This is a genomic window from Streptomyces sp. NPDC088124, assembly GCF_040685895.1.
Classification (GTDB): Bacteria; Actinomycetota; Actinomycetes; order Streptomycetales; family Streptomycetaceae; genus Streptomyces.
On the sequence record NZ_JBFBJB010000042.1, the window covers coordinates 35,057 to 58,790 of the forward strand.

Annotated in this window: 20 protein-coding genes and 2 pseudogenes; 9 read left to right on the plus strand and 13 right to left on the minus strand. The window is 70.3% G+C overall.

Annotated elements, in window-relative coordinates:
• Positions 1 to 15: 15 nt before the first annotated feature.
• From AB0P17_RS29975 to AB0P17_RS29985, 3 genes are all read right to left on the minus strand, one after another.
• Entirely contained in the window at positions 16 to 1,638 is a 1,623-nt protein-coding gene (locus tag AB0P17_RS29975) for an ABC transporter substrate-binding protein (protein ID WP_365815602.1), read from the minus strand.
• Positions 1,639 to 2,217: 579 nt separating this feature from the next.
• The gene (gene typA / locus AB0P17_RS29980; protein WP_365815604.1) at positions 2,218 to 4,092 is read right to left on the minus strand and encodes a translational GTPase TypA; all 1,875 of its coding nucleotides are present in this window, start codon (positions 4,090 to 4,092) and stop codon (positions 2,218 to 2,220) included.
• Between the two features lie 483 nt (positions 4,093 to 4,575).
• A complete protein-coding gene (locus AB0P17_RS29985; protein ID WP_365815606.1) occupies positions 4,576 to 7,089 on the minus strand; it encodes an ABC transporter substrate-binding protein in 2,514 nt (837 codons plus the stop codon).
• Positions 7,090 to 7,452: 363 nt separating this feature from the next.
• On the opposite strand from AB0P17_RS29985, the gene AB0P17_RS29990 reads away from it, so the two are divergent.
• The 4 genes from AB0P17_RS29990 (at position 7,453) to AB0P17_RS30005 (ending at position 11,423) form a co-directional block, all read left to right on the plus strand.
• On the plus strand, positions 7,453 to 7,683 hold the full coding sequence (locus AB0P17_RS29990) for a hypothetical protein (RefSeq protein ID WP_365815608.1): 231 nt from the start codon (positions 7,453 to 7,455) through the stop codon (positions 7,681 to 7,683).
• A gap of 135 nt (positions 7,684 to 7,818) precedes the next feature.
• A complete protein-coding gene (locus AB0P17_RS29995) occupies positions 7,819 to 8,652 on the plus strand; it encodes a hypothetical protein (protein ID WP_365815610.1) in 834 nt (277 codons plus the stop codon).
• Between the two features lie 63 nt (positions 8,653 to 8,715).
• On the plus strand, positions 8,716 to 10,614 hold the full coding sequence (locus AB0P17_RS30000) for a fumarate reductase/succinate dehydrogenase flavoprotein subunit (protein ID WP_365815612.1): 1,899 nt from the start codon (positions 8,716 to 8,718) through the stop codon (positions 10,612 to 10,614).
• On the plus strand, positions 10,611 to 11,423 hold the full coding sequence (locus tag AB0P17_RS30005) for a succinate dehydrogenase/fumarate reductase iron-sulfur subunit (protein WP_365815614.1): 813 nt from the start codon (positions 10,611 to 10,613) through the stop codon (positions 11,421 to 11,423). The genes AB0P17_RS30000 and AB0P17_RS30005 overlap by 4 nt, the downstream gene beginning before the upstream one ends.
• A gap of 50 nt (positions 11,424 to 11,473) precedes the next feature.
• On the opposite strand, the gene AB0P17_RS30010 is transcribed toward AB0P17_RS30005, so the two are convergent.
• The 3 genes from AB0P17_RS30010 to AB0P17_RS30020 all read right to left on the minus strand — a co-directional run bounded on the left by AB0P17_RS30010 (position 11,474) and on the right by AB0P17_RS30020 (position 12,920).
• The gene (locus AB0P17_RS30010) at positions 11,474 to 11,698 is read right to left on the minus strand and encodes a DUF397 domain-containing protein (protein WP_365815616.1); all 225 of its coding nucleotides are present in this window, start codon (positions 11,696 to 11,698) and stop codon (positions 11,474 to 11,476) included.
• A gap of 125 nt (positions 11,699 to 11,823) precedes the next feature.
• Entirely contained in the window at positions 11,824 to 12,042 is a 219-nt protein-coding gene (locus tag AB0P17_RS30015) for a DUF397 domain-containing protein (protein WP_365815618.1), read from the minus strand.
• Entirely contained in the window at positions 12,039 to 12,920 is an 882-nt protein-coding gene (locus tag AB0P17_RS30020; protein ID WP_365815620.1) for a helix-turn-helix transcriptional regulator, read from the minus strand. Before AB0P17_RS30020 ends, AB0P17_RS30015 begins: the two co-directional genes overlap by 4 nt.
• A gap of 270 nt (positions 12,921 to 13,190) precedes the next feature.
• Here AB0P17_RS30020 and AB0P17_RS30025 point away from each other — a divergent pair, with 270 nt between their 5' ends.
• The 3 genes from AB0P17_RS30025 to AB0P17_RS30035 all read left to right on the plus strand — a co-directional run bounded on the left by AB0P17_RS30025 (position 13,191) and on the right by AB0P17_RS30035 (position 14,410).
• Positions 13,191 to 13,643 carry an ATP-binding protein gene (locus AB0P17_RS30025; RefSeq protein ID WP_365815622.1) on the plus strand — a complete coding sequence of 151 codons (453 nt, stop codon included), beginning with the start codon at positions 13,191 to 13,193 and terminating at the stop codon, positions 13,641 to 13,643.
• Positions 13,640 to 13,894 (plus strand): hypothetical protein, encoded by a 255-nt coding sequence (locus AB0P17_RS30030; RefSeq protein ID WP_365815624.1) that lies wholly within the window; start codon positions 13,640 to 13,642, stop codon positions 13,892 to 13,894. The genes AB0P17_RS30025 and AB0P17_RS30030 overlap by 4 nt, the downstream gene beginning before the upstream one ends.
• 126 nt (positions 13,895 to 14,020) lie before the next feature.
• Positions 14,021 to 14,410 carry a VOC family protein gene (locus AB0P17_RS30035; protein ID WP_365815626.1) on the plus strand — a complete coding sequence of 130 codons (390 nt, stop codon included), beginning with the start codon at positions 14,021 to 14,023 and terminating at the stop codon, positions 14,408 to 14,410.
• A 14-nt stretch (positions 14,411 to 14,424) separates the two neighbouring features.
• On the opposite strand, the gene AB0P17_RS30040 is transcribed toward AB0P17_RS30035, so the two are convergent.
• From AB0P17_RS30040 to AB0P17_RS30050, 3 genes and pseudogenes are all read right to left on the minus strand, one after another.
• Positions 14,425 to 15,336: a MerR family transcriptional regulator gene (locus AB0P17_RS30040; RefSeq protein WP_365815628.1), complete on the minus strand. Its 912-nt coding sequence runs from the start codon at positions 15,334 to 15,336 to the stop codon at positions 14,425 to 14,427.
• A gap of 100 nt (positions 15,337 to 15,436) precedes the next feature.
• A pseudogene (locus AB0P17_RS30045) lies at positions 15,437 to 15,535 on the minus strand (IS5/IS1182 family transposase); the annotation flags it as partial.
• Positions 15,536 to 15,542: 7 nt separating this feature from the next.
• On the minus strand, positions 15,543 to 16,529 hold the full coding sequence (locus AB0P17_RS30050) for an acetylxylan esterase (protein WP_365815630.1): 987 nt from the start codon (positions 16,527 to 16,529) through the stop codon (positions 15,543 to 15,545).
• 116 nt (positions 16,530 to 16,645) lie between these two features.
• Between AB0P17_RS30050 and AB0P17_RS30055 the strand changes: the two genes are divergently transcribed.
• Together AB0P17_RS30055 and AB0P17_RS30060 are read left to right on the plus strand one after the other, a co-directional pair.
• Entirely contained in the window at positions 16,646 to 18,772 is a 2,127-nt protein-coding gene (locus AB0P17_RS30055; protein ID WP_365815632.1) for a TPM domain-containing protein, read from the plus strand.
• A gap of 91 nt (positions 18,773 to 18,863) precedes the next feature.
• Positions 18,864 to 19,574, plus strand: coding sequence for a PspA/IM30 family protein (locus tag AB0P17_RS30060; RefSeq protein ID WP_365815634.1), 711 nt, complete (start codon positions 18,864 to 18,866; stop codon positions 19,572 to 19,574).
• A 143-nt stretch (positions 19,575 to 19,717) separates the two neighbouring features.
• On the opposite strand, the gene AB0P17_RS30065 is transcribed toward AB0P17_RS30060, so the two are convergent.
• From AB0P17_RS30065 to AB0P17_RS30080, 4 genes and pseudogenes are all read right to left on the minus strand, one after another.
• Positions 19,718 to 22,270: a SpoIIE family protein phosphatase gene (locus tag AB0P17_RS30065; protein ID WP_365815636.1), complete on the minus strand. Its 2,553-nt coding sequence runs from the start codon at positions 22,268 to 22,270 to the stop codon at positions 19,718 to 19,720.
• A 146-nt stretch (positions 22,271 to 22,416) separates the two neighbouring features.
• Positions 22,417 to 22,821, minus strand: coding sequence for an ATP-binding protein (locus tag AB0P17_RS30070; RefSeq protein WP_365815638.1), 405 nt, complete (start codon positions 22,819 to 22,821; stop codon positions 22,417 to 22,419).
• Between the two features lie 146 nt (positions 22,822 to 22,967).
• Positions 22,968 to 23,407: pseudogene (locus AB0P17_RS30075) on the minus strand ((deoxy)nucleoside triphosphate pyrophosphohydrolase).
• Positions 23,408 to 23,486: 79 nt separating this feature from the next.
• The gene (locus tag AB0P17_RS30080; protein ID WP_365815640.1) at positions 23,487 to 23,666 is read right to left on the minus strand and encodes an SPOR domain-containing protein; all 180 of its coding nucleotides are present in this window, start codon (positions 23,664 to 23,666) and stop codon (positions 23,487 to 23,489) included.
• Positions 23,667 to 23,734: the final 68 nt, after the last annotated feature.

Here is a 23,734-nt window from a genome sequence, read left to right on the forward strand (position 1 = left end):
GGGCCGTGGCGCGACCTACTTGGTGGTGACCTCGGTGAGCTCGTAGTCACCGTGGAAGTCGACGTTCACGTTGTCCACGGACTTGGAGTAGCCGCCGTTGGCCTTGTACTCCCACAGCGGGATCGCCGGCATCTTCTCCAGGACCAGCTTCTCGGCGTCCTGGTAGGCCGCGAGCGACTCCTCCAGGGTCTTCGCGTTGTCGCCCTTCTTGAAGGCCTCGTCGACGGCCTTGTCCGAGAACCGGCCGTTGTTCGCCTCGGCGGTGGTGCCGTACAGCTCCCGCATGAAGTTGACGTTCAGCGGGTAGTCGGCGACCCAGCCACCGCGGTAGGCGGACTTGACCTGGTTGTTGTCGCGCGCCTCCAGGTCGGTCTGGAAGTCCGGCTTGGCGTCCGGGACGCAGTCCACACCGGTGGAGTTACGGATCGACTCGCAGACCGCGGTCACCCACTCCTTGTGGCCACCGTCGGCGTTGTACTGGATCCACATCTTGTTGCCCGGCACGCCGCCGCCCTCGGTGACCAGCTTCTTGGCCTCCGCGGGGTTGAACTTGAAGACGTCGGTGCCCAGGTCCTGGTTACCGGCGACACCCGGCGGGGTGAAGCTGGTGGCCGGCTTGCGGGTGCCGTTGAGGACCGTCTTGGTGATCGTGTCGCGGTCGATGCCCATCGACAGACCCTGGATGACCTTGGGGTCGATGCCCTTGAAGGTCTTGGAGTAGAACGCCGGCACGATGGACTGCATGGCCGCGTACGGCTGGTCGACCGCGCGGTCGCCGAGGTCCTGCTTGTACTTCGGCAGGTCCTTCGGGCCGACCTGCTTGACCAGGTCCAGGTTGCCGGAGAGCAGGTCCTGGTACGCGGCCTCGACGGTCGCGTAGTTCTTGAAGAGGATGCCCTTGTTCTTGGCCTTGTTCGGACCCTTGTAGTCCGGGTTGGCCTTGACCTGGATGAGCTTCTTGTGGTCCCACTTCTCGAAGATGTAGGGACCGTTGCCCACCGGGGCCTGGCCGAACGCCTTGGTGTCCTTGTAGAAGACCTCGGGCAGCGGCGCGAAGGTCGCGTAACCGAGCTTGTACTCGAAGTACGGCACCGGCTTCGAGAGCTCGATGGTGAAGGTGGTGTCGTCGACGACCTTCAGGCCCGACATCGTGTCGGACTTCGGGTCACCCTTCTCCGGGTGGACGTCCGCGTAACCGGCGACGTCCTCCCACCAGAAGGCGTTCTGCTGGTTGTTCTTGATGTTGGCGTACCAGTTCCACGCCTTGACGTACGACTCGGCGGTGACCGGCGTGCCGTCGTGGAACTTCCAGTCGGGCTTGAGCTTGACCGTCCACGTCTTGGAGTCGGTCGTCTTGATCGACTCGGCGTTCGTGTAGACGATCTGACCCTTGGAGTCGAAGTCGACCAGCTGGGTGAAGACGGACTGGATGACGTAGCTGCCGACGGACTCGTTGGTGTCTGCCGGGATCAGCGGCTTCTGCGGCTCGCCGTTGTCGATGGAGATGTAGCCCGCGGGCTTGCCCTTCTCCTTCGAAGCAGAGTCGTTGCTGTCGTCGCTTCCGCCGCCGCAAGCCGTCGCCGACAGGGCGACGACAATCGCGCCCACTACCCACTTGGCGCTCTTGGCACCGCGCATGGGTTCCTCCTCATGAGTCCACTAGTCACTACGAGAAGGGCACTGTCTACGCGCGCTGACACCCCTGACAGCGGGCTTGTCGGCAGTACCCCAAGTGTGCTCGTGAGTCGGCGCTCCCCATCGCGCATGACCCATTGACCCGAGCTCAACGGAGCCAACTATTGAGTACGACTGACCTGTAAACCACACTTAAAGGGTCTCGTTTTGACAACATCGACCGACCCCGGTGGCCCGAAATCCGGACAAACAAGAACAGACAGACAGGCCCGAAACGGACCGTTAACACATGTTCCGGAGAGGGCGCTCCGATATCCGGACGTTTTGGTCGAGCCGAAAAGTGCCCCCGGGGCGGAAATCGAATTGACGAACGGCCCGCCCCACCGCGCTTCCGCGGGGGGCGGGCCGTCGTCCTGCGTACGGGCTCTGGTCCTGATGACGTACCGGATCAGGACCGCGCGTACCGGATCAGGACCGCGCGTCAGCCGTAGGTCGTGCTTGAGGTCGTGCTTGTCGGCCGTCGGTGGTGCTCACCGGCTGCCGGCTCGGCCGTATTCGCCTGCCGCCGGCCGTCAGCCGCCGTCAGCCGTGCTTGGCGCGCGAGGCGGTACGGCCGCGCTGCTTCTGGTCCAGGACGACCTTGCGGATACGGACCGTCTCCGGGGTCACCTCGATGCACTCGTCGTCGCGGCAGAACTCCAGGGACTGCTCCAGCGACAGCTTCCGCGCCGGCACCACGTTCTCCGTGGTGTCCGCGGAGGCGGCACGCATGTTGGTGAGCTTCTTCTCCTTGGTGATGTTCACGTCCATGTCGTCGGCGCGCGAGTTCTCGCCGATGATCATGCCCTCGTACACCTCGGTGCCGGCCTCCGTGAAGATGACACCGCGCTCCTGGAGGTTGACCATCGCGAACGGCGTCACCGAGCCCGAGCGGTCGGCGACCAGCGAGCCGTTGTGCCGGGTGCGCAGCTCGCCGAACCACGGCTCGTGGCCCTCGAAGATGGAGTGGGCGATGCCGGTGCCGCGGGTCTGGGTGAGGAACTCCGTACGGAAGCCGATGAGCCCGCGGGAGGGCACGATCCACTCCATGCGGATCCACCCCGAGCCGTGGTTCGTCATCGTCTCCATACGGCCCTTGCGGGTCGCCATGAGCTGGGTGATGGCGCCGAGGTGCTCCTCGGGGGAGTCGATCGTCATCCGCTCGATCGGCTCGTGCGTCTTGCCGTCGACCTGCTTGGTGACGACCTCCGGCTTGCCGACGGTCAGCTCGAAGCCCTCGCGGCGCATCTGCTCGACGAGGATGGCCAGCGCCAGTTCACCGCGGCCCTGCACCTCCCAGGCGTCGGGGCGCTCGGTGTCCAGCACGCGCAGCGAGACGTTACCGATCAGCTCGCGGTCCAGCCGGTCCTTGACCTGGCGGGCCGTGACCTTGTGGCCCTTGCCGCCCTTGCCGACCAGCGGCGAGGTGTTGGTGCCGATGGTCATCGAGATCGCGGGCTCGTCGACCGTGATCAGCGGCAGCGCGATCGGGTTCTCGGGGTCGGCCAGGGTCTCGCCGATCATGATGTCCGGGATACCGGCGATGGCGCAGATGTCGCCGGGGCCCGCCTTCTCGGCGGGCTTGCGGGTCAGCGCCTCCGTCATCAGCAGCTCGGTGATGCGAACGTTGGACATCGTGCCGTCACGCTTGATCCACGTGACGGTCTGGCCCTTCTTCAGCTCACCCTGCTCGACGCGGCAGAGCGCGATACGGCCAAGGAAGTTGTCGGCGTCCAGGTTGGTGACATGGGCCTGGAGCGGCGCGGCCTCGTCGTACTCGGGGGCCGGGACATGGGCGAGGATCGTGGAGAAGAACGGCTCCAGGTTCTCGCTGTCGGCCGGGACCGTACCGTCCTCGGGCTTGGTCAGCGAGGCGACGCCGTCCCGCGCGCAGGCGTAGACGATCGGGAACTCGATCTGCTCCTCGGTCGCGTCCAGGTCCAGGAAGAGGTCGTACGTCTCGTCGACGACCTCGGCGATCCGGGAGTCCGGGCGGTCCGTCTTGTTGATGCAGAGGATGACGGGCATCTTCGCCTGGAGGGCCTTGCGGAGCACGAAGCGCGTCTGCGGGAGCGGGCCCTCCGACGCGTCGACGAGCAGCACGACGGCGTCGACCATCGACAGACCACGCTCGACCTCGCCACCGAAGTCGGCGTGGCCGGGGGTGTCGATGATGTTGATCGTGATGGGGTCGCCACCCGACTTCGGGTGGTACTTCACCGCCGTGTTCTTGGCGAGGATCGTGATGCCCTTCTCACGCTCCAGGTCGTTCGAGTCCATCATCCGGTCGTCGAGGTGCTCGGCGGCGTGCGCGGCGAAGGCGCCGGCCTGCTTCAGCATGGCGTCGACCAGAGTGGTCTTGCCATGGTCGACGTGGGCGACGATGGCGACGTTACGGATGTCGTGGCGCGTGGGCATGCTGGCTGGCGCTTCTCTCGATCGTGGGTGCGGCGTTGTTTTCCTCGTACGCCCGCCGGGCGGACACGCCACGGCTCTTCCATCGTACGGGGCCAAGGCGTATGGGGCTTCCCGGCCCGATCGGAGAGGCCTGAATCACGGTGGTGCGGGATGTTGAGCGGGGTCTGCGGGGGTGTGAGCGGGGCCCCCGCGGGGGTGCTCGCGAGGTCTGCGCAGGGGATACGGAGGGGTGGGGCGGAGCTACGGAGGGTGGAGAAGCCCGGGTCGGGGACGGGAACGAGCTTGCCCGCCGGGGTGGCCGGCGGGCAAGTGAATTGATGGGTTTCTGAGCTTACGAAACGGCGCTGACCTGGTGCTTCTCCGCTGTTTGGGCGCCGCCTGCCGTTACCTTTCACCGGATTCCGGGCCGGGTCCCGCGGCGGATCCCGCGCCGGGTCCCACGCCGGCTTCCGGGCCGGGTCCCGCGCCGCCTTCCGGCGGGACCTACTTCTTCTTGCCGCCGTCCGGTCCGGAGGCCCCGGGCTCCTCCCACCCGACGTCCTCGTAGCGCGGGGCGGCGAAGCCGAAGGCGCCGGCGTTCACCAGCCCCGGCTTGACGGCCACGAGCTGGGGGCGCTGGTAGAGGGGGATGGAGCCGGCCGCTGCCCAGATCCGGGCGTCGGCCTGCCGTACGAGATCACGGGACTTGTCCTCGTCCAGCTCCGCGGCGGCGCGGTTGAAGAGCTGGTCGATGTGGTCCGTGCCGACCCGGGTGTAGTTCTGCTCCACCAGCAGCGATCCGTCACTGGCGGGCACGGGCTTGGCGTAGATCGGCCGGCCGTCGGTGGCCGGGTAGGGGCTGGCGGGCCAGGAGTAGAGCGCCAGGTCGTAGTCGCCGGAGGCGATGTGGTCCTTGAAGTAGCTGTCGTCGGCGACCTTGGTGATCTCCGTGCTGATCCCGACGCGGTCGAGCATCCGCGCGATCCGCTCGCCGACGGCGCGCAGCGACTCGGTGCCCTCGCCCGCGGGAAGGACGAAGCGGAGAGTGAGGGGCTTGCCGTCCTTGCCGAGCGGGCCGCCCATCGGGACGGGGGAGGCGGAGGGGGAGGCGGAGGCCGCGGGGGCCGCCGTGCCGCGCGGGGCGTAGGCGCCCGCCATGCCGCCCGGCCGGTCCTGGCTGTCCTGGGCGGCCTGCACCGCCTGCCGCGCGGTGCCGGTGTCGTCGACGGCCGCGGCCTGGAGCAGCAGCACCGTGCCCTGGAAGGCGGCGGCGGGCGCGGGCGCGAGGATGTGGGTGGCGGACTCGGGGCGGGGCGCCCGGTGCCCCGGCTTCCCGTGTCCCGGCTTCCCGTCGTCGCCGACGATGTACGTGCCCTCGTCGGTGGCGGCGTCGTCGGCCGCCTCGCGCTTCCTCTTCTCGGCCGCCGCCTCGGCTTCCTGGTCGCCTTCCTGATCACTTTCCCGGCCGGCCTCGGGTCCGGCGCCCTGGGCCGCGCCCTGCTCGGCGCGCTGCTCGGAGCGCTTCTCGTCGGTCGTCGACTCGTCGGACGTGCCCGAGGACTCGCCGTCCTCGTCGTTCTCGCCCGCGGACTTCTTCCGCTGGCCCGCGCTGCCCGCCTTCGTACCGTCCGGCTTCTTCACGGCGCCGGCGGGCGTCCATCCCGCGTCGGCCAGCAGGGCCAGCGCCTCGTGCGTGTCCTGCTTGCCGAGCGCGCGGCTGCCGTCCGCGTACGCCTGCTGCCCGGCCAGTGCGAGATGGCTGCCCGGCGGCTCGGCCGGCAGGTCGAGCGGTTTGAGTACGGTCTGGGCCAGCTCCTTGCGGTCGAGCGCGCGGGCGACGGCGCGCCGTACCCGGTCGTCCGCGAGCGGTCCCGACTCACCGTTCAGGGCGAGCTGTGTGTAGGCGGGCTCCAGCGACTTGCGGACGACGATCCCGCTCAGCCCGCGCTGTTCCTCCGCGTACCGGCGGACGGCCTCCGCGTTCTCCTTCCTGGCCTCCCGCGCCAGCTCCGCCTTCTCGTCGTCGGAGCCGTGGGCCAGCGCCCAGGAGCGGAGTGCGGAGGCCGGGGTGATCTCGGCCCCGGGGCCGTGGGTGAGCGGCTCGCTGCCGGCCGCCTTCTCCTTGATCGCCAGGGCGATACGATTCGCCTGGCCGCTGTCGATCTCCGCGAGATCGAGCTTCCCCGCGGCGAGTTCGGCGGCCCGCTTGTCGCGCGGCACGGCGCTCAGCACGAGCGAGTCGAGCATGGCGGGCTGCCCCCACCAGCGCGGGTCGCGGACGAGGGTGATGTCCTTGGCCTTGCGGTCCACCTTCTTGACGGTGAAGGGGCCGGCCGTCTTCTTCAGTGCGGCCCTGGCGCCGTCGTTGAACGCGTTGGGCTTGCCCGTCACCTCTTTGGGATAGAGCGGGGTGAACAGGGACTTCCAGTCGGCGTACGGCTTGTTGAAGGTGACCCGCACTTCCAGGTTGTTCGCCCCGCGCTCGATCTTCTCGATCCGCTCGTAACCGGCGTTGCGCGCCGTCCAGTAGGAGGAGTCCTTGCCGCGCAGCGCGCGCCACTGCGCCACGAAGTCCGGTGCCCCGATCTCCCGGCCGTCGCTCCACACCGCCTGCTGGTTGAGCTTGTAGAGCACGACCTGCTTGGGCTCGCGCTCGACGATCTTGGCGGATTCCAGATAGTCGGGGTTGCGCTGCGGCCGGCCTCCCTTGTCCATCCGGAAGAGCGAGGGAAGTACGGCGTCGGCGACCCGGCCGGTGGCCGCGTCCGCGTCGGCCTGGAAGGCGTTGAGGGTGGCGGGCATGGTGTCGATCGCCCAGCGCACGGAGCCGCCGTGCTTCATCCGGTCCCGCTTGGTGGGGGCGATGTCCGGGGCGGCGGCGGCCGAGGGCTCGCTCCCGTCCTTCTCCGAGGTGCATGCGGACAGGGTGGGCAGGGCGAGCACACCGGTGGTCAGAAGCGCGACGGAGCGGAGCGTTCGGGAGCATGTCCTCCCGCGTGGGGCACCGACGTGGGACATGACTTGTACCTCTTCGTCCTGTTTGTGGAATTTAGAGATGATCACACCTATTGCCCACTCACTGAAGTGGACGGGGCGGGGGCGGGGGCGCAGACACGTCGGCGCCCGCCGCGAATCCCACCCGCACGGCGCAACGCGCCCCGCGCGGGCCCGGCGCACCGGGCGCCGGGCCGCGGGCCGGGACCGGGCGCCGCGCACGCCGGGAGCGCGGGCCACGGGCCCCGATCCCGAAAAGGCCCGCCGACGCCTTCACAAGCGGGTGTGTGACGCGCGACACTCGCAGCCGCACACAGAGAGCGTCCGAGGGGTCACACCCCAAGGACCCCCGCATGCCACCGGCGATCGTGGAAGTGAGGGCAACTCATGTCCCTGCAGGACGAGATGGCGGCGGTCAGACGCCGCCTCGACGATCTGGTCTCCACGGTCGAGCGGCTGGAACGCGAACTGGCCCACGCCCGCGAGCACGGGCCGCCTCCCGAGTCGGCCGACCGCGTCAGCGATCTGGTGACCATCCCCGACACCCCGTACAACACCGCGCTGTGGACGGACTCGGACGACGAGGGCCTGGGCGTACGCGACCGACGCGCCCCCTGAGCACCACGCGCCCCGGCGCACGGACGTACCGCACCCGCCTCAACCGCGCCACGCCACGCCACAAGGCACCGCACCGCCCAGCCTCCGCCCCGTCACCCGCCCTCCCACCGGCCCCAGTAACGCGAGGAGACCTCGTTGGCCACCGGTACTCAGCCCCCGGCCTCCGGCACGGACGCACCGCGCGGTGTGCGCGGCGCCTCGCGCGCCGCCATCGCGGCCCGCCATCTGCGGACCGACCGCTGGTGGCTCTCGCCCGCGCTGACCGCCGCCGGGCTCTTCGCCTTCATCGTCTACTCGACCTGGCGCGCGTTCGCGAACAGCGACTATTACGCGGCGCCGTACGTCTCGCCGTTCTACTCCCCGTGTCTCGCGGAGAGCTGTGTCCCGATGCGGAACGGCCCCAACTGGGAGCTGTTCGGCAGCTGGTGGGGGCTCTCGCCCGCGCTGCTGATCCTGATCTTCCCGCTCGGCTTCCGGCTGACCTGCTACTACTACCGCAAGGCGTACTACCGGGGCTTCTGGGCCTCGCCGCCCGCCTGCGCCGTCGCCGAACCGCACACGAAGTACACCGGGGAGACCCGCTTCCCGCTGATCCTCCAGAACATGCACCGGTACTTCTTCTACGCGGCGGTGCCGGTCGCCGGGATCCTCTCGTACGACACGGTCCTCACGTTCCGCGACGAGCACTACGCCTGGGGCCACATGGGCCTCGGCACGCTGCTCTTCCTCGTCAACATCGGGCTGATCTGGGCGTACACCCTCTCCTGCCACTCCTGCCGGCACATCATCGGCGGCCGGCTGCGGCACTTCTCCAAGCATCCCGTGCGCTACCGGCTCTGGAGCTGGGCCGGGAAGCTGAACCACCGCCACATGCAGCTCGCGTGGGCCTCGTTGATCAGCGTCGCGCTCTGCGACTTCTACGTCTATCTGCTGGCCAGCGGCGCCTTCGACGATCCGCGCTTCTTCTAGTCACTCCGCACCGTCACTCCGAACAGTCACTCCGAACAGTCACTCCGAGGTGAGCATTCACACATGACGCAACTGGAACGCCGGCCCTGGGACGTCGTCGTGGTGGGTGCGGGCGGGGCGGGACTGCGCGCCGCCGTCGAGGCGCGCGAGCGCGGCGCCCGTACCGCCGTCATCTGCAAGTCCCTCTTCGGCAAGGCCCATACGGTGATGGCCGAGGGCGGGATTGCCGCCTCCATGGGCAACGTCAACGCGGGCGACAACTGGCAGGTGCACTTCCGCGACACCCTGCGCGGCGGGAAGTTCCTCAACCAGTGGCGGATGGCCGAGCTGCACGCCCGGGAGGCGCCCGACCGGGTCTGGGAGCTGGAGACCTGGGGCGCGCTGTTCGACCGTACGCCCGACGGCAGGATCTCCCAGCGCAACTTCGGCGGCCACGAGTATCCCCGGCTCGCCCATGTCGGCGACCGCACCGGCCTCGAACTGATCCGTACCCTCCAGCAGAAGATCGTCTCGCTCCAGCAGGAGGACTTCCAGGAGTACGGCGACTACGAGGCGCGCCTGAAGGTCTACCAGGAGTGCACGGTCACGCGGATCCTCAAGGACGAGGACGGGCGGGTCGCCGGAACCTTCTGCTACGAGCGGGAGTCCGGCCGCTTCTTCGTGCTGGAGGCCCCGTCCGTCGTGCTCGCGACGGGCGGCATCGGCAAGTCCTTCAAGGTGACCTCGAACTCCTGGGAGTACACGGGCGACGGCCACGCGCTGGCGCTGCTCGCCGGGGCGCCCCTGCTGAACATGGAGTTCGTCCAGTTCCACCCGACGGGGATGGTCTGGCCGCCCTCCGTGAAGGGCATCCTCGTCACGGAGTCGGTACGCGGCGACGGCGGGGTGCTGCGCAACTCCGAGGGCAAGCGGTTCATGTTCGACTACATCCCCGACGTCTTCAAGGAGAAGTACGCGGAGTCCGAGGAGGAGGGCGACCGCTGGTACGAGGACCCGGACCACAACCGCCGCCCGCCCGAACTCCTCCCCCGCGACGAGGTGGCCCGCGCCATCAACTCCGAGGTCAAAGCGGGCCGCGGGTCGCCGCACGGCGGGGTCTTCCTCGATGTCTCGACACGGATGCCCGCCGAGGTCGTACGGCGGCGGCTGCCGTCGATGTACCACCAGTTCAAGGAGCTGGCGGACGTCGACATCACGGCCGAGCCGATGGAGGTCGGCCCGACCTGCCACTACGTGATGGGCGGGATCGCCGTCGACTCGGAGACCGCGGCCGCGGCCGGGGTGCCGGGGCTCTACGCGGCGGGCGAGGTGGCCGGAGGCATGCACGGCTCCAACCGGCTCGGCGGGAACTCCCTCTCCGACCTGCTGGTCTTCGGCCGGCGGGCGGGACTGTACGCCGCGGAACACGCCACCGGGGCCGCCCCGCGCCCGGTCGTCGACGAGGCGCAGATCGAGGCGGCGGCGGCCGAGGCACTGCGCCCCTTCCACGCGGAAGGAGCCGAGGGCGAGCCGGGGCCGGCCGAGAACCCGTACACCCTGCACCAGGAACTCCAGCAGACGATGAACGACCTGGTCGGCATCATCCGGCGGGAGACCGAGATGGCGCAGGCTCTGGAGAAACTCGCCGAGCTGCGCGAACGGGCCCGCCGCGCCGGGGTGGAGGGGCACCGGCAGTTCAACCCCGGCTGGCACCTCGCGCTCGACCTGCGGAACATGCTGCTGGTCAGCGAGTGCGTGGCACGGGCGGCCCTGGAGCGCACGGAGAGCCGGGGAGGCCACACCCGGGAGGACTGGCCGGGCATGGTGCTCGACTGGCGCCGGATCAATCTGTACTGCCGCCTCGCGGACGGGGGTATCGCCCTCGACCGGCGGACGACCGAGCCGATCCGGCCGGACCTGCTGGCGCTGTTCGACAAGGAAGAGCTGGTCAAGTACCTCGCCGAAGAGGAGCTTCACGAGTGAGTACAGAGACGGGCGCGGGTACGGGAACGGACGGGGCCGCCGCGTCGTACGAGGCGAGGTTCCGCCTCTGGCGCGGCGACGCGGACGGCGGGGAACTGACGGACTTCGCCGTCGAGGTGAACGAGGGGGAGGTCGTCCTCGACATCATCCACCGCATCCAGGCGACCCAGGCCCCGGACCTCGCGGTGCGCTGGAACTGCAAGGCGGGCAAGTGCGGTTCGTGCAGCGCGGAGATCAACGGCAGACCGCGGCTGATGTGCATGACCCGGATGTCCGTCTTCGCACGGGAGGAGACCCTCACGGTCACCCCGCTGCGCGCCTTCCCGGTGATCCGGGACCTGGTGACGGATGTGTCCTTCAACTACGCGAAGGCGCGGGAGGTCCCGGCGTTCGTCCCGCCGCCGGGGGTGGCCGCGGGCGCGTACCGGATGCAGCAGATCGATGTGGAGCGCTCGCAGGAGTTCCGCAAGTGCATCGAGTGCTTCCTGTGCCAGGACACCTGCCACGTGGTGCGGGACCACGAGGAGAACAAGACGGCGTTCGCCGGGCCGCGCTTCCTGATGCGGGTGGCCGAACTGGACATGCATCCGCTGGACGCGGCCGGGGAGTCGGGTCTCGACCGCAAACGGACGGCGCAGGACGAACACGGGCTGGGGTACTGCAACATCACCAAGTGCTGTACGGAGGTCTGCCCCGAGAACATCAGGATCACCGACAACGCCCTGATCCCTCTGAAGGAACGCGCGGCGGACCGGAAGTACGACCCGCTGGTGTGGCTGGGCAACAAAATCCGCCGCCGGGGCGCGTAGGACCCGCGTAACCGCCGGACCCCGGTCCAGCTCCGCCGAGGAGCCCGGGGTCAGCCGCGGCGTGCCAGCCCGGCACCCTCCCCGGCATCTCCGGCCTCACCGGCCTGAAGGGCGGTTTGGAAGGTGCGCCAGGCGGCAGGGGTCAGACTGAGGACGGGGCCGGACCCAGTCTTGGAGTCCCGGACGGCGACGGTGCCGGGTATGTTGTCGGCGACCTCGACGCACTCGCCGTTCAGCTGGCTGTAGCTGGACTTCACGAAGACAAAATCACTCACGTGTGCATCCCCTTGCAGATGATGTCGATCAAGCTCACCGAGTCCTTCGGAACATAGGCTCAGCCGAGCTGTGCGGTCGAGGAACGTGCTGTACACGGCATCCAGTTCTGCCGAGGAGCCCGGGGTCAGCCGCGGCGTGCCAGCCCGGCACCGTCCCCGGCACCTCCAGCCCGAAGGGCGGTGTGGAAGGTGCGCCAGGCGGTAGGGGTGAGGCGGAGAACAGGGCCCGCCCCCGCCTTGGAGTCCCGGACGGCGACGGTGCCGGGTATGTTGTCGGCGACCTCGACGCATTCGCCGCTCGGTTCGCTGTAGCTGGACTTCCGGAAGTTGAACAAGCCACTCACTCGCTTTCCTTGCCGATGCTCTCGATCAACTGTGCGGAATCGTAGGGCGCGAGACTTACAGCGCAGAGACGTCCGAAGAGTGCTGTGTAAACGGCGCTCTCATCCAGGCCTTCTACCCAGGTGGTGGAGCTGAGTCCGTCCATGTGCACGACGTCGACAGCGCCCTCCTCGGCAAAGGAGAGGATGTTGAAAGGTCCTCCGTTGACAGGGTAGTCACCTGCCCGGAAGGGCAGTACTTGGATCTGCACGTTGGGAAGGTCGGCCAGTTCACGCAGATGGGCAAGCTGCCGCTTCATCACTTGACGGCTGCCTCTTTGCTGGCGGAGCGCTGCTTCCGAGATGACCGCGTGTACCTGTAGCGGATGCTCGCCGTGCAGTCGCGCCTGACGCCTCCGTCGCACCTCGACGATCCGCTCAATATGGTCGACGTCGTCCGGCAGGACGGCGGAAACGGCCACAGCACGGGTGTACTCCGCCGTTTGGAACAGTCCCGGAATCAGCACAATCTGCCAGCAGCGCATCTTGAGCGCCACGTCCTCCATCGCGATGTACTCACGCAAGTTGCCCTGGTCGAGAGCGTTCCACCAGCCCTTTGCCCTGCGCCGTTCACGGTCGAGCTTGGCGAGCCGAAGCAGACTTGTGACAACCGCGTCGTCCTCGACCCCGTACAGCTTGCACAGCGCGATGATGTCCGGGTCCCGGAAGGGCACCCAGCCTTGCTCCATCTTGCCGACCTTCGCTGTCTGCGCGCTCAAAGCCTCCGCCGCGCGAGTCTGGTTGAGACCGACCGCGTCCCTGAAGGCCAGTAGCTGGCCGCCCAACTGACGAGCCAGCACCGTCGTTACACGGTTTCCCCTGTTCGCGCGACGCTGCGTCACCGCTCATCACCTCCTGGTGTGGGGACAGTCTGCAACAGGCACGAGGCAGCTCACAATCACACTCCCGGGGATAATTAACTCCGGGAGGTTGTATGGGCGCGACCAAATCGCTACGTTCGGTACGCAACCGCTCGCACAGCGGAGCCATTTGGTGGAAGTGCACCGCGCTGCCCTGCCCTGCGCCGAAGCGCAGTGGGTACGGCGCGGCATCGCCACTGCCATGCGCACCCCGTGCGAGCAGCCCCCGACCGCACATGGAGGTGCGCGTCCATGACCTCAACCCTTGAAGACTCCGAGCCCGAGCCTGTGTTGCAGGAGGACCGGCTGAACTACCCGCCTGCCGCCGGCAGCGTGACGCTGGCGCGGCGCCGGGCGTCGCGGCTGATCGTCGAGTGGGGGCACCCTGAACTCGCCTGGGCCACGGGCCTGGTGGTCAGCGAACTCGGTACCAACGCCCTGCTCCACGGGTGTCTCCGTGACCGGCTCTTCCAGGTCGCCGTCGTGCTGCGGTCCAGCGTCTTCCGTATCGAGGTCAGCGACCCGCGCGGAGAGCGGCTGCCCGCGCTGCGGACCGCCGGTGAGAGTGAGTGCTTCGGGCGGGGGCTGCCGCTGGTCGTGCAGGTCACCGACCGGTGGGGGACCGAGCCCCGTACCGTCGGCAAGACCGTCTACGCCGAGATCGACCTGAAGCCCACGCGGGCCGACGCGACGCCCCGGTGGTGACCGCCGCCATGGCCGACGAGACGTTCTGGGGAGTTGTCGCGCTCTCCATCAGCTTCACCGCGCTGGTGTTCGGCCTTCTCTACGCTGCCGGTGGGCGGCCGGGAGCGGAGGACGGTGCCTCGTCTCCCCCGTTCGCCGAGACGGAGGAGACGTACTCGTACACCTGCCACTGCCACCGCGACCCCGTACACATCACCATCCGCGCCCGCCAGATCCCCCGCCTGCTCGGACGCGGACGCTGGCTGCTCTGACGGCGGCGGGTGCGGGTTCAGGCCGAGAGGCAACGAGGGTGGGCCGGTGGCGTATTGGTCAATAAGATCTCGGATCTGTCGGGCGGGCGACCTACGCTGAGCCCGTCCGCACTATCGGGGAGCAGCATGACAAGCAGGTTCACCGAGTTGACCGTTGACTGCCGCGATCCGGAGAGACTCGCCGCCTTCTGGTGCGAGGTCCTGGACTTCGAGGTGATCGACCGGAGCGAGGGCAAGGTCGAGATCGGCTCCTGGGTGCCGACCGTCGAGGATGTCCGGGCCCGCCAGATGCCGCCCACCCTGGTCTTCATCCGCGTGCCCGAGGGCAAGACCGTCAAGAACCGGCTTCACCTCGACGTCAGCCCGATCGACGGCAGCACCGACGACGAGGTGACCAGACTGCTCGGTCTCGGCGCGGTCAGGGTGGACGTGGGCCAGGGCGCAGACCGGAACTGGGTGGTCATGGCTGACCCCGAGGGCAACGAGTTCGACGTCCTACGCACTTTGGCACCGTAGAACCAGGCCGTGTTTCAGGTAGCGGGTGAGTCCTGGACGGATAGTTCCAGGGCCAGTTCCATACAGCGCAGGCGTGCTGGGGAGAAGTCGTAGGGCATCTTGCCGGCGGTTTCGATCGCGCTCATGGAGCCGTCCTTGCGCCTGCCGGAGCCGAGGTCGTTCTCGTCCTCGCCGTCATCGGCGGTGGGGGGGTGCAGAGTGTCCCAGGCGTCGAAGAGGGCGTCTTCGTCCTTGTCCAGGCCGGACTCCTCGATGACGGCATGCAGGGCGCTTTCGAAGGCGTGCCGCTCGGCGGCCACGTGAGCCACCCGTGGATCGTCGACGGCGACGCTGTCATCGAGTGCCTCCTCGGCGTCATCGATGCGGTCGGATTCCTCCCGCAGAGTGGGATGCGTGGCCAGGACGATGAAGCGGGTGGCCTGGACGGCCGCGCCGAGCGGGCTGAAGATCCGCTCGGTGACCAGCAGAGTGTCCAGGTCCGCCTGGCGCAGGGAGCCCTCGGGCAGGCTCTTGAGGCGTTCGGTGACGAAGTCGGAGAGCAGGCCCATCCGGCTGCCTTCGGTGCGCATCCGCTGCACGGCGGTCCGTTGCCGCCGCAATTCCGCCTCCTGCTCGGCGAGGGTTTCCTCCAGCCGCTCCAGGGTGCCCGCGATACCTTCCCCGCTGTCCGCACCGGCGGAGGCCATGCCGGTGGTGAAGGCGTCACGGATGTCGTCCAGGGCGATCCCGGCGTCGGCCATCTTGCGGATCCACAGCAGGCGGATCATGTCCTCGTACCCGTAGCGGCGGCGGCCATCGCCGCCCCGCTCAGGCTCGGGGAGCAGGCCGATCTCGTGGTAGTGGCGAATCGCCCGTGGCGTGCTGCCGGCGAAGGCCGCCGCGTCACCGATCTTGACCTGGCGGGGTGGCACGAAAGACAGAGGCATGAGCAGGGACCTTTCCTCAGGCATCGGGACGTGAGTCCACCGGACCACATGCCGCTACGGAAGGTGCAACCCAATACACACCGCCCCGCGCCAATGCCAAGAAGAACGGCGGACGGCCACCGCCATGTCCGCGGCACCTGCGGTTGCGGACCTGATCGACCGATTCAGGAATCGTGCGCCTGATGCCACGTCCGCGCAGGTAACCCCTAGGCGTCCTTCAGCCGCTCCGCGAAGAAGCGCCGGTCCGCCGCGGCCAGTTCCGCCGCCTCCCGGTCGCCCTCCGCGTACTCGAAGTGGCCGGCCGACAGGACGTGCAGCTCGCTCGGGCCCGCCAGCGCGTTGTACACCGCGAACTGTCCCGGCGGGGGCACCGCCGGGTCGAAGAGCGCCGCCGCGACCAGCACCGGGACGTGGATCCGGCTCGCGGCGGTGGCGGCGTCGAAGTAGGGCAGGACCTTCATGACCTCGGGGTGTTCGCGGCGGTAGTTCCGTACGGCCTCTCCGCTGCCCACGCCGGGGAGCGTGAGCCGGAGCGGCTGGTCGCCGAAGGTCGGGACCGTGAGCCGGCCGCACGCGAAGCGCTCGTCCCACGGCAGCGCGAGCGCGCCGAGACCGCCGCCGAGGCTCTCGCCCACGTAACCGAGCCCAGCACCGGGCACGGTCAGGTCCGGTACGAGTTCCAGCAGCGCCGACGCCGCGCACCACAGGTCCGCCACACAGTCGCCGATGACGTAGGTGTCGCGGGACCCGATGCCGTGGAGCACATGCTGATCCGCCTCGCCCGGGATGCCGGGGCGGCGGCTGCGCGCGCCCAGCCCCCGGACGCACGGCAGGATCGCCGCCGAGCGCGGCAGCGGGAGCGGTACGGCGTCCGCGGTGTCCTGGCGTCCGCCGTACCCGTGCCCGACGACGAAGCCGTGCTCCACGGGCCCGTCGGCGGGGAGCGCCAGCCAGCCGCCGAGCCGCAACCCGCCTACGGAGGCGAAGGAGACACCAAAGATCCGGAACCCGTCGCGCTCGTCCTCCTGCGGTCCCACCGCGGGCGTGGTCGACACCCGGCGCGCCGCCTCGTACCGGGCCTGCCAGAACGCGTCGAAGTCCGCCGGCCCGGCGGGCGCGGGGAGGGCGAGGAGCTGATCGAGGGTCCGGCCGTACGCCGGATCGAAGGGGAAGCCATGCTCGAACACGGACATGATCGCGACATTAGCGGACACCCGACCCGCCGGGCATGACGTGCGGGACGGCGGGCGGCGGCCCTTCGGCGGTCCGGTCGCGGGCACCTCCTTACGGACATAACCTCCGAATTGTGATGCCCTTCGTGAGCCGCGCCCGGCCCCGCGCCACCGGCCGCATACTCCTGGTCGTGCTGGTCGTGCTGGTCACGGGGATCTGGCTGATTCCGCCCGGGGCCCGGGACGCCCGCGCCGAGGACCCGGTCACGCTCTCCCGGCAGGGGCAGATCACCGACAAGGTGGGGGCCCTCGACGGGCTCAGGAACGAGGTCACCGCGGCGCTGAACCACCTGTACGACACCAACCGCGTCCAGCTCTTCGTCGTGTACGTACGGGACTTCTCCGGCCGGGCCGCGCAGAGCTGGACCGACGCCACGGCCACCCGCAACGGCCTCGGCCGGGACGACATCCTGCTCGCCGTCGCCACCCATGACCGGCAGTACGCCTACTCCGCGGACACCGGCTCCGACCTCACCGCCGCGCAGCTCGCCGATGTCGCCAGGACCGCCATCGAGCCGGCGCTGCGACAGAACGACTGGGCGGGCGCGGCGATCGGCGCCGCCGCCGGGTACGGCGCCGTGCTGACGGGCCGCCCCGTGCCCACCCCGGCCCTCACGCCCGGCGAGGCCGATCCGGGCGGCGCCGCGGCCGACGGGGGCGCGGCGACCAATCTGGTGCTGCCGGCCGTCGTCGTGGTCGGCGCGGCCGCGGTGGCCGCGTACACCTTCGCCAAGCGCAGCCGGCGGGCCAGGGCCCGTACGACACCCGGCGGGGGCGCCACGGGCGGGCGGTGGGGGCACGGCCCCCAGGGCCCCCCGGAGACCCCGCTGCCCGAGCTGGACGCCACGGCGAAGCGGCGGCTCGTCGAGACGGACGACGCCCTGCGCACCAGCCAGGAGGAACTCGGCTTCGCGACCGCGCAGTTCGGGGAGGAGGCGGCGGCGCCGTTCACCGACGCGGTGGCGTACGCGAAGGGCGAGCTGACCGTGGCGTTCCGGCTGCGCCAGGAGCTGGACGACGCGTATCCGGAGGACGACGCGACCCGGCGCCGGATGCTCGACGAGATCATCGCCCGCTGCACGGAGGCCGACAACCGGCTGGACGCGGAGTCCGAGGCGTTCGACCGGCTGCGGGCCATGGAGCGGAACGCGCCCGGTGCCCTCGCCGCGGCCCGTGCCGCGTTCCGCGAGCTGAGCGGGCGGGTCGGCATGGCGCGCGCCACTCTCGCGGAGCTGCGCGAGCGGTACGCCGCCTCGGCGTCCGCGCCGGTCGCGGACTGCCCCGCGCAGGCGGCGGACCGGCTGGTCTTCGCGTCGGACAGCCTGGACACGGCGGGCGGTTTCGTGGAGTCGGGCGACAACGGGCGGGCCGCCGTCCACGTACGGGCCGCCGAGGGCGCCGTCGGGCAGGCGGCGACGCTGGTCGAGGCGGTCGAGCGGCGCGCGCGGGAGCTCACGGAGGCGGCCGGGAAGCTGCCTGGCGCGCTCACCGGGACCGAGACGGATCTCGCGGACGCCCGGGGTCTGCTGAGGGGCACTCCGGCCGGTGTGCCGACCGCCGACCTCCAGGGCCGGATCGGTCGCGCGGAGGCGGTGACGGCCGAGGTGCGGCGGGCGGTGAACGCGGGGCCGTACGACCCGATCGACGCCCTGCGCCGGGTCGAGGAGGCGGACGCGGTGCTGGACGAGGCGCTGACCGGGGCGCGGCGGCGGGAGGAGGGCGAGCGGCGGGCCGGCTCGCTCCTCGACCAGGCGATGCTGACGGCGCGTTCGGCGATCGGCGCCGCCGCCGACTATGTCACCACGCACCGCGGCGCGGTCGGCAGCCAGGCGCGGACCCGGCTGACGGAGGCCCAGCGGCGGCTGGAGTGGGCCCAGGCCCAGGCGGGCTCCGGCGCGACGCAGGCGGCGCTGGCGGAGGCGCAGCGGGCGGACGCGCTGGCCCGGCAGGCGCAGGACCTCGCGGAGCGGGACGTGCTGTCGTACGGGAGCCACTACGGCGTGGGCGGCGTACGGGGCGCGGGCGGCGGCGTCGGCGGGGCCATGCTCGGCGGCATCATCCTCGGCGGCCTGTTCGGCGGCGGGCGCGGGATGGGGGGTGGCGGATTCGGCGGGGGTTTCGGCGGAGGGTACCGCGGCGGCGGTCCCGGCAGCTTCGGCGGCGGCGGGACGCGCGGCCGGATGGGCGGCGGTGGCCGGTTCTGACCTTCCCAACGTCCTGTGCGCACGACTTTCTCCGCGTACTACCTTTCCCACCCTTCCCAGCTTTCCTACCTTTCCCACAGGGAGCGGAACCATGACGAAGCAGACCATTCTCGGGCGGGTCACCCAGCTCGCGAAGGCCAACATCAACGCGCTGCTGGACCAGGCGGAGGATCCGCAGAAGCTGCTGGACCAGCTCATCCGGGACTACACCAACAACATCGCCGACGCGGAGGAGGCGGTGGCCGGCACCATCGGTCATCTCCGTCTGCTGGAGCAGGACCACCTGGAGGACACGGCGGCGGCCCGGGAGTGGGGCGAGAAGGCGCTCGCGGCGAGCAGGAAGGCCGACCTGCTGCGCGCGGCCGGCCAGGGCGCGGAGGCCGACACCTTCGACCGGCTCGCCAAGGTGGCGCTGGGGCGGCAGCTCCAGTCGGAGAAGGAGGCGAGGACCGCGGAGCCGACCATCGCGGCGCAGACGGAGGTCGTGGAGACGCTCAAGGCGGGCCTGGAGAAGATGCGGGGCAAACTGACCGAGCTGCGCTCCAAGCGGGACGAGCTGGTGGCGCGGGCGAAGTCCGCGCGGGCGCAGAACCAGATGATGGACGCGGTGAAGAACGTCGACGTACTCGACCCGACGAGCGAACTGGGCCGGTTCGAGGACAAGGTACGGCGCGAGGAGGCACGGGCGACGGGCAAGCAGGAACTGGCCGCGTCGTCGCTGGACGCGCAGTTCGAGCAGCTGGACAGCGCCGGCGACAGTGCGGAGATCGAGGCCCGGCTGGCCGCGCTGAAGGCGGCGTGACGCGAACGGCCTGACGCGGGCGGCGGGCCCGCGGGGCGCGGCCCCCTGTCCGCGTGACGCGGGCGGCGGGCCCTCGGGGCGCGGGCGCCCGGGGCGGCGAGCCCCGGGCGGCCTGACACGAGCTGCGGGCCCCGGGCCGGTGTTCAGAACATGCTCAGCAGTTGCTCCACCGTCGGTTCCTTCACCGAGTCCCCGTCCGGCAGCGCGAGTTCGAACCAGACCGTCTTGCCGCGCGGCGTACGGCGCGACCCCCACGCCGCGCTCATCAGCCCGACCAGTTGCAGTCCCCGGCCGCCCTCGTCGGTGTCGCGGGCCCGTCGTCGCCTCGGCTGGACGAGGCCCGCGTCCCAGACCTCGCAGACGAGCGTACGGTCACGCAGCAGCCGCAGCCTGATCTCGCCCTCGCCGTACCGCAGGGCGTTGGTGACCAGTTCGCTGACGAGCAGTTCGACGGTGTCCACGAGCGGTTCGAGGTCCCAGGCCAGGAGCTGCGTGCGGGCCAGATCCCTGGCGCGGCCCACCGAGCGCGGCTCGCGCGGCAGGCTCCAGTCGCCGACGGCCTCCGTCGACAGCCCCTGTATCCGCGCCATCAGCAGGGCGATGTCGTCCTCGCCGTGCCGGGTGTCGAGCGTGGTGAGCACGTGGTCGCAGACGTCCTCCAGGGGGCGCGCCGCGTCGTTGAGGGCCGAGCGGAACGCGCTCAGTCCCTCGTCGAGCGGCTGGTCCCTGGACTCGACCAGGCCGTCGGTGTAGAGGGCGAGCAGCGCGCCCTCCGCCACGTCGACGTCCACCTGTTCGAAGGGCTCCCCGCCGACGCCGAGCGGCATGCCGGGTGGCACGTCGAGCAGCAGCGCCTCCTCGCCCGGTTCGACCAGGACCGGCGGCAGATGACCGGCGTTGGCGAAGGTGCAGCGCCGGGTGACCGGGTCGTAGACGGCGTACACGCAGGTGGCGAGGTAGACCTCGGAGAGCTCCGCGTCCCGCGACTTGTGGGCGACCCGCGACGCCTGCTGCGCTCCGCTGGGCGTGCCGAGGCCGCGGGCGATCTCGTCGAGCGCGGAGAGCACTTCGGCGGGTTCCAGGTCGAGCAGCGCCAGCGTCCGTACGGCCGTACGGAGCTCGCCCATCGCGACCGCCGCCCGCAGGCCGCGCCCCATGACGTCGCCGACGACCAGCGCGGTGCGGTGGCCGGGGAGTTCGATGACGTCGAACCAGTCGCCGCCGACCTCGGTCGCGGTGTTGCCCGGCAGATAGCGGCAGGCGATGTCGAGACCGGCGGCCTCGGGGTCGCCCGGCGGCAGCAGGCTGCGCTGGAGGATCAGCGCCCGTTCGTGCTCCCTGCGGTAGAGACGGGCGTTGTCGATACAGACGGCGGCGCGCGCGGCGAGTTCGACGGCGAGTGCCCGGTCCTGGTCGCCGAAGGGCTCGCTGCCCTTCGTACGGGAGAACTGGGCGAGGCCGATGACCGTGTCGTGGGCGACCATCGGGACGGCGAGCGTCGACCGTACGAGGCTGCCGGGATCGCCGGGGATCGACTGCACCCGGGCGGTGCGCAGCGCGCCCGCGCTCTGCGAGCTGAACGGGAAGCGGTGGACGGCGCCGACGTCCGGTGACACGTACCCGTCCCCGCCGCCGGAGGTGCCGAGCGGTCCGTCGGAGACGGCACTGGCGAAGGCGACCCGGCGCAGCCTGGCGCTGCCGCCGCCGGAGTCGGCCCCGGAGGAGCCCCACCGTCCCGGCGGTGCCTCCTCGCCGGTGAGCAGGGACTGGTAGAGGTCGACGGCGGCGAGGTCGCAGAAGCCGGGCACGGCGACCCCGAGCAGTTCGCGCGCGGTGGTCTCCAGGTCGAGGGAGTTGCCGATCCGGGCGCTGGCCTCGTTGAGGAGCGCGAGGTCGCGCCGGGCGCTGGCGGCCTCCCGGGCCGCGTTGTGACGGCGGGTGACATCCGTGCCGACCCCGGCGACGCCGATGGTGCGTCCCGAGCCGCTGTGCACCCGGTAGAGGTTGATCGACCAGTGCCGGCGTTCCTGGTCCTCGGGGGCGGTGCCGACGATCTGGAGGTCGCTGACGGAGTCTCCGGTCTCCAGGACCCGTTTGAGGGCCCCGGTCAGCCGGTCGGCCTCGGGCCGGGAGAGATAGTCGTGGACCGTACGGCCGCGGTGGTCGCCGACGGTGCCGCCGAAGACCTGTGCGAATCGCTGGTTGGCGCGCCGTACTCGGAGATCGGTGCCGAACAGCAGAAACCCGAAGGGAGATTGACCGAAAATCGCCTGCGAGGCGGCGAGGTCGGACTCGATCCGCTGGAGCGCGCGCACGTCGACGACCAGACAGAGCGCGCCCCGGTCGCCGTTCTCCGTCTCGCTCGGCATGACATAGATCTCGGCGAGCCCGTGCTCCCCGCTCCTCCCGCCGGTCCGGAACGGGACCAGTCCGGTCCACTCCTTGCCGTCGAGGATCTCCTTGACCGTGCGGTGGCCTCTGGCCCGCAGATCCGCCGGTACGAACACCTCGACCGGATCCCTGCCCCTGACCTGGTGCGCGCTGATGCCGAACAGGTCGGCGGCACGCTCGCTCCACTGGTCGACCAGCCCGTCGGGGCCGATCGAGAAGGAAGCCACCTTGATGTAGTCATAGATGGAGCCGGGTGGATGGCTCTGCCATACGACGTCGCCCGCCGTCCCAGATATCTCGCTCACGCGACCGTCCCCTCCAGCTCACGCACCGGACCGGCCATGCCCGCAGTATTCAGCACTACGGCCCCGGCCGGCACGCCGTTCACGATCACAGCACAGTCTCGTTCTTTTTGAGACGAGTGCGTAGTGATCGTTGTCCCTTCAGACTTCTAACCAGGGAGGGGCAGCTCGAACCACACGGTCTTACCTGTCTTCCCGCGCCGTGTCCCCCAGCGCAGTGCGGAACAGGCCACGAGCCGGAGTCCGCGGCCCCCCTCGTCCTCGGGGCCGGAGAGGCGTTCGGTCGGGGGGTCGGGCAGCGGGTCGGAGATCTCCACGAGCAGCGCGGCGCTCCGGCCGACGAGCCGCACACCGATCGGTCCCGAGGTGTAGCGCAGGGAGTTGGTCACCAGCTCGCTGACGAGCAGGACCGCCAGGTCACGGAGAGTGGGGGGCAGGCCCCAGCTGTGGAGGGTGTCACGAACGGCGTGGCGCGCGTGGCGCGCGGTGCCGGGTTCGGCAGGGAAGGTCCACTCGGCGCGGGCGCCGTCCGCGGTGTCGATCAAGCCGACCACATCCCAGGACCGACGGAGGCCCCTCGACCCGTGCGAGAGGGGCAGTCCGTCATATACCCGAAAATCGGGACAACTACCCCCACTGCGCTGCGAGTGCCGAGGAGGAGCCCGGGAGGTTCCGGGAGGTCCGGGAGGTCCGGGAGGTTTTACGGGAGACCCTGGACGAGCAGGCGGGCCGCCTCGGCGACGGCGGGGCGGTCCTGGTCGAGCCAGTCCACCGTATGAATCTCCTCCGGACCGAGCCAGCGCAGCTCGTCGTGGTCCTTCAGCGGCAGGGGTTCGGGCTCCCCGGCGAGGAGCCGGGCCGTCCACACGTGGAGCACATAGCCCGGCTTGAGCGGCCACTCACCGGGGACCCTCCCCCGTAGCCTTAAGGGCACGGGAGGTACCCCCTCACCGGGCGCGTCTCCACGCCCAGTTCTTCCCGCAGCTCGCGTACGAGGGCCTGCTCGGGCAGCTCCCCCGGCTCCACCTTGCCGCCGGGCAGCTCCCACCGGCCGGCCGGCTCGGGCGGCGCACTGCGCCGGGCCGCCAGCGGCCTGCCACGGTCGTACACGGCGCCCGCCACCACCACACGATCACTCATGCGCCGGGAGCGTAACGCGAAAACGCCACGGGGTCGTACGCGCCGGGGTGCCGCACGGGCCCCACGGCCGGGCCCCCGGCTACGGGGTGGTCTGGCCGGCTCGCTCCACCCAGTACGTCTGACCGTGCCCGCGCACCCCGAGCCCGTCGGCCATCTTCTGGGCCTCGTCCTCGGTGGCGTACCTGCCGACGCGGTAGCGATTGCCGTTGTCGTCCTCCCGTATGACCAGCCATGGGAGCAGGGCTCCGCTGTCGTTCATCGAGCCCCTTCCACCGACGAGCCGCGTCTCTCCGAAGATCTCCAGGAAACCGCATTCCGCATATGCCC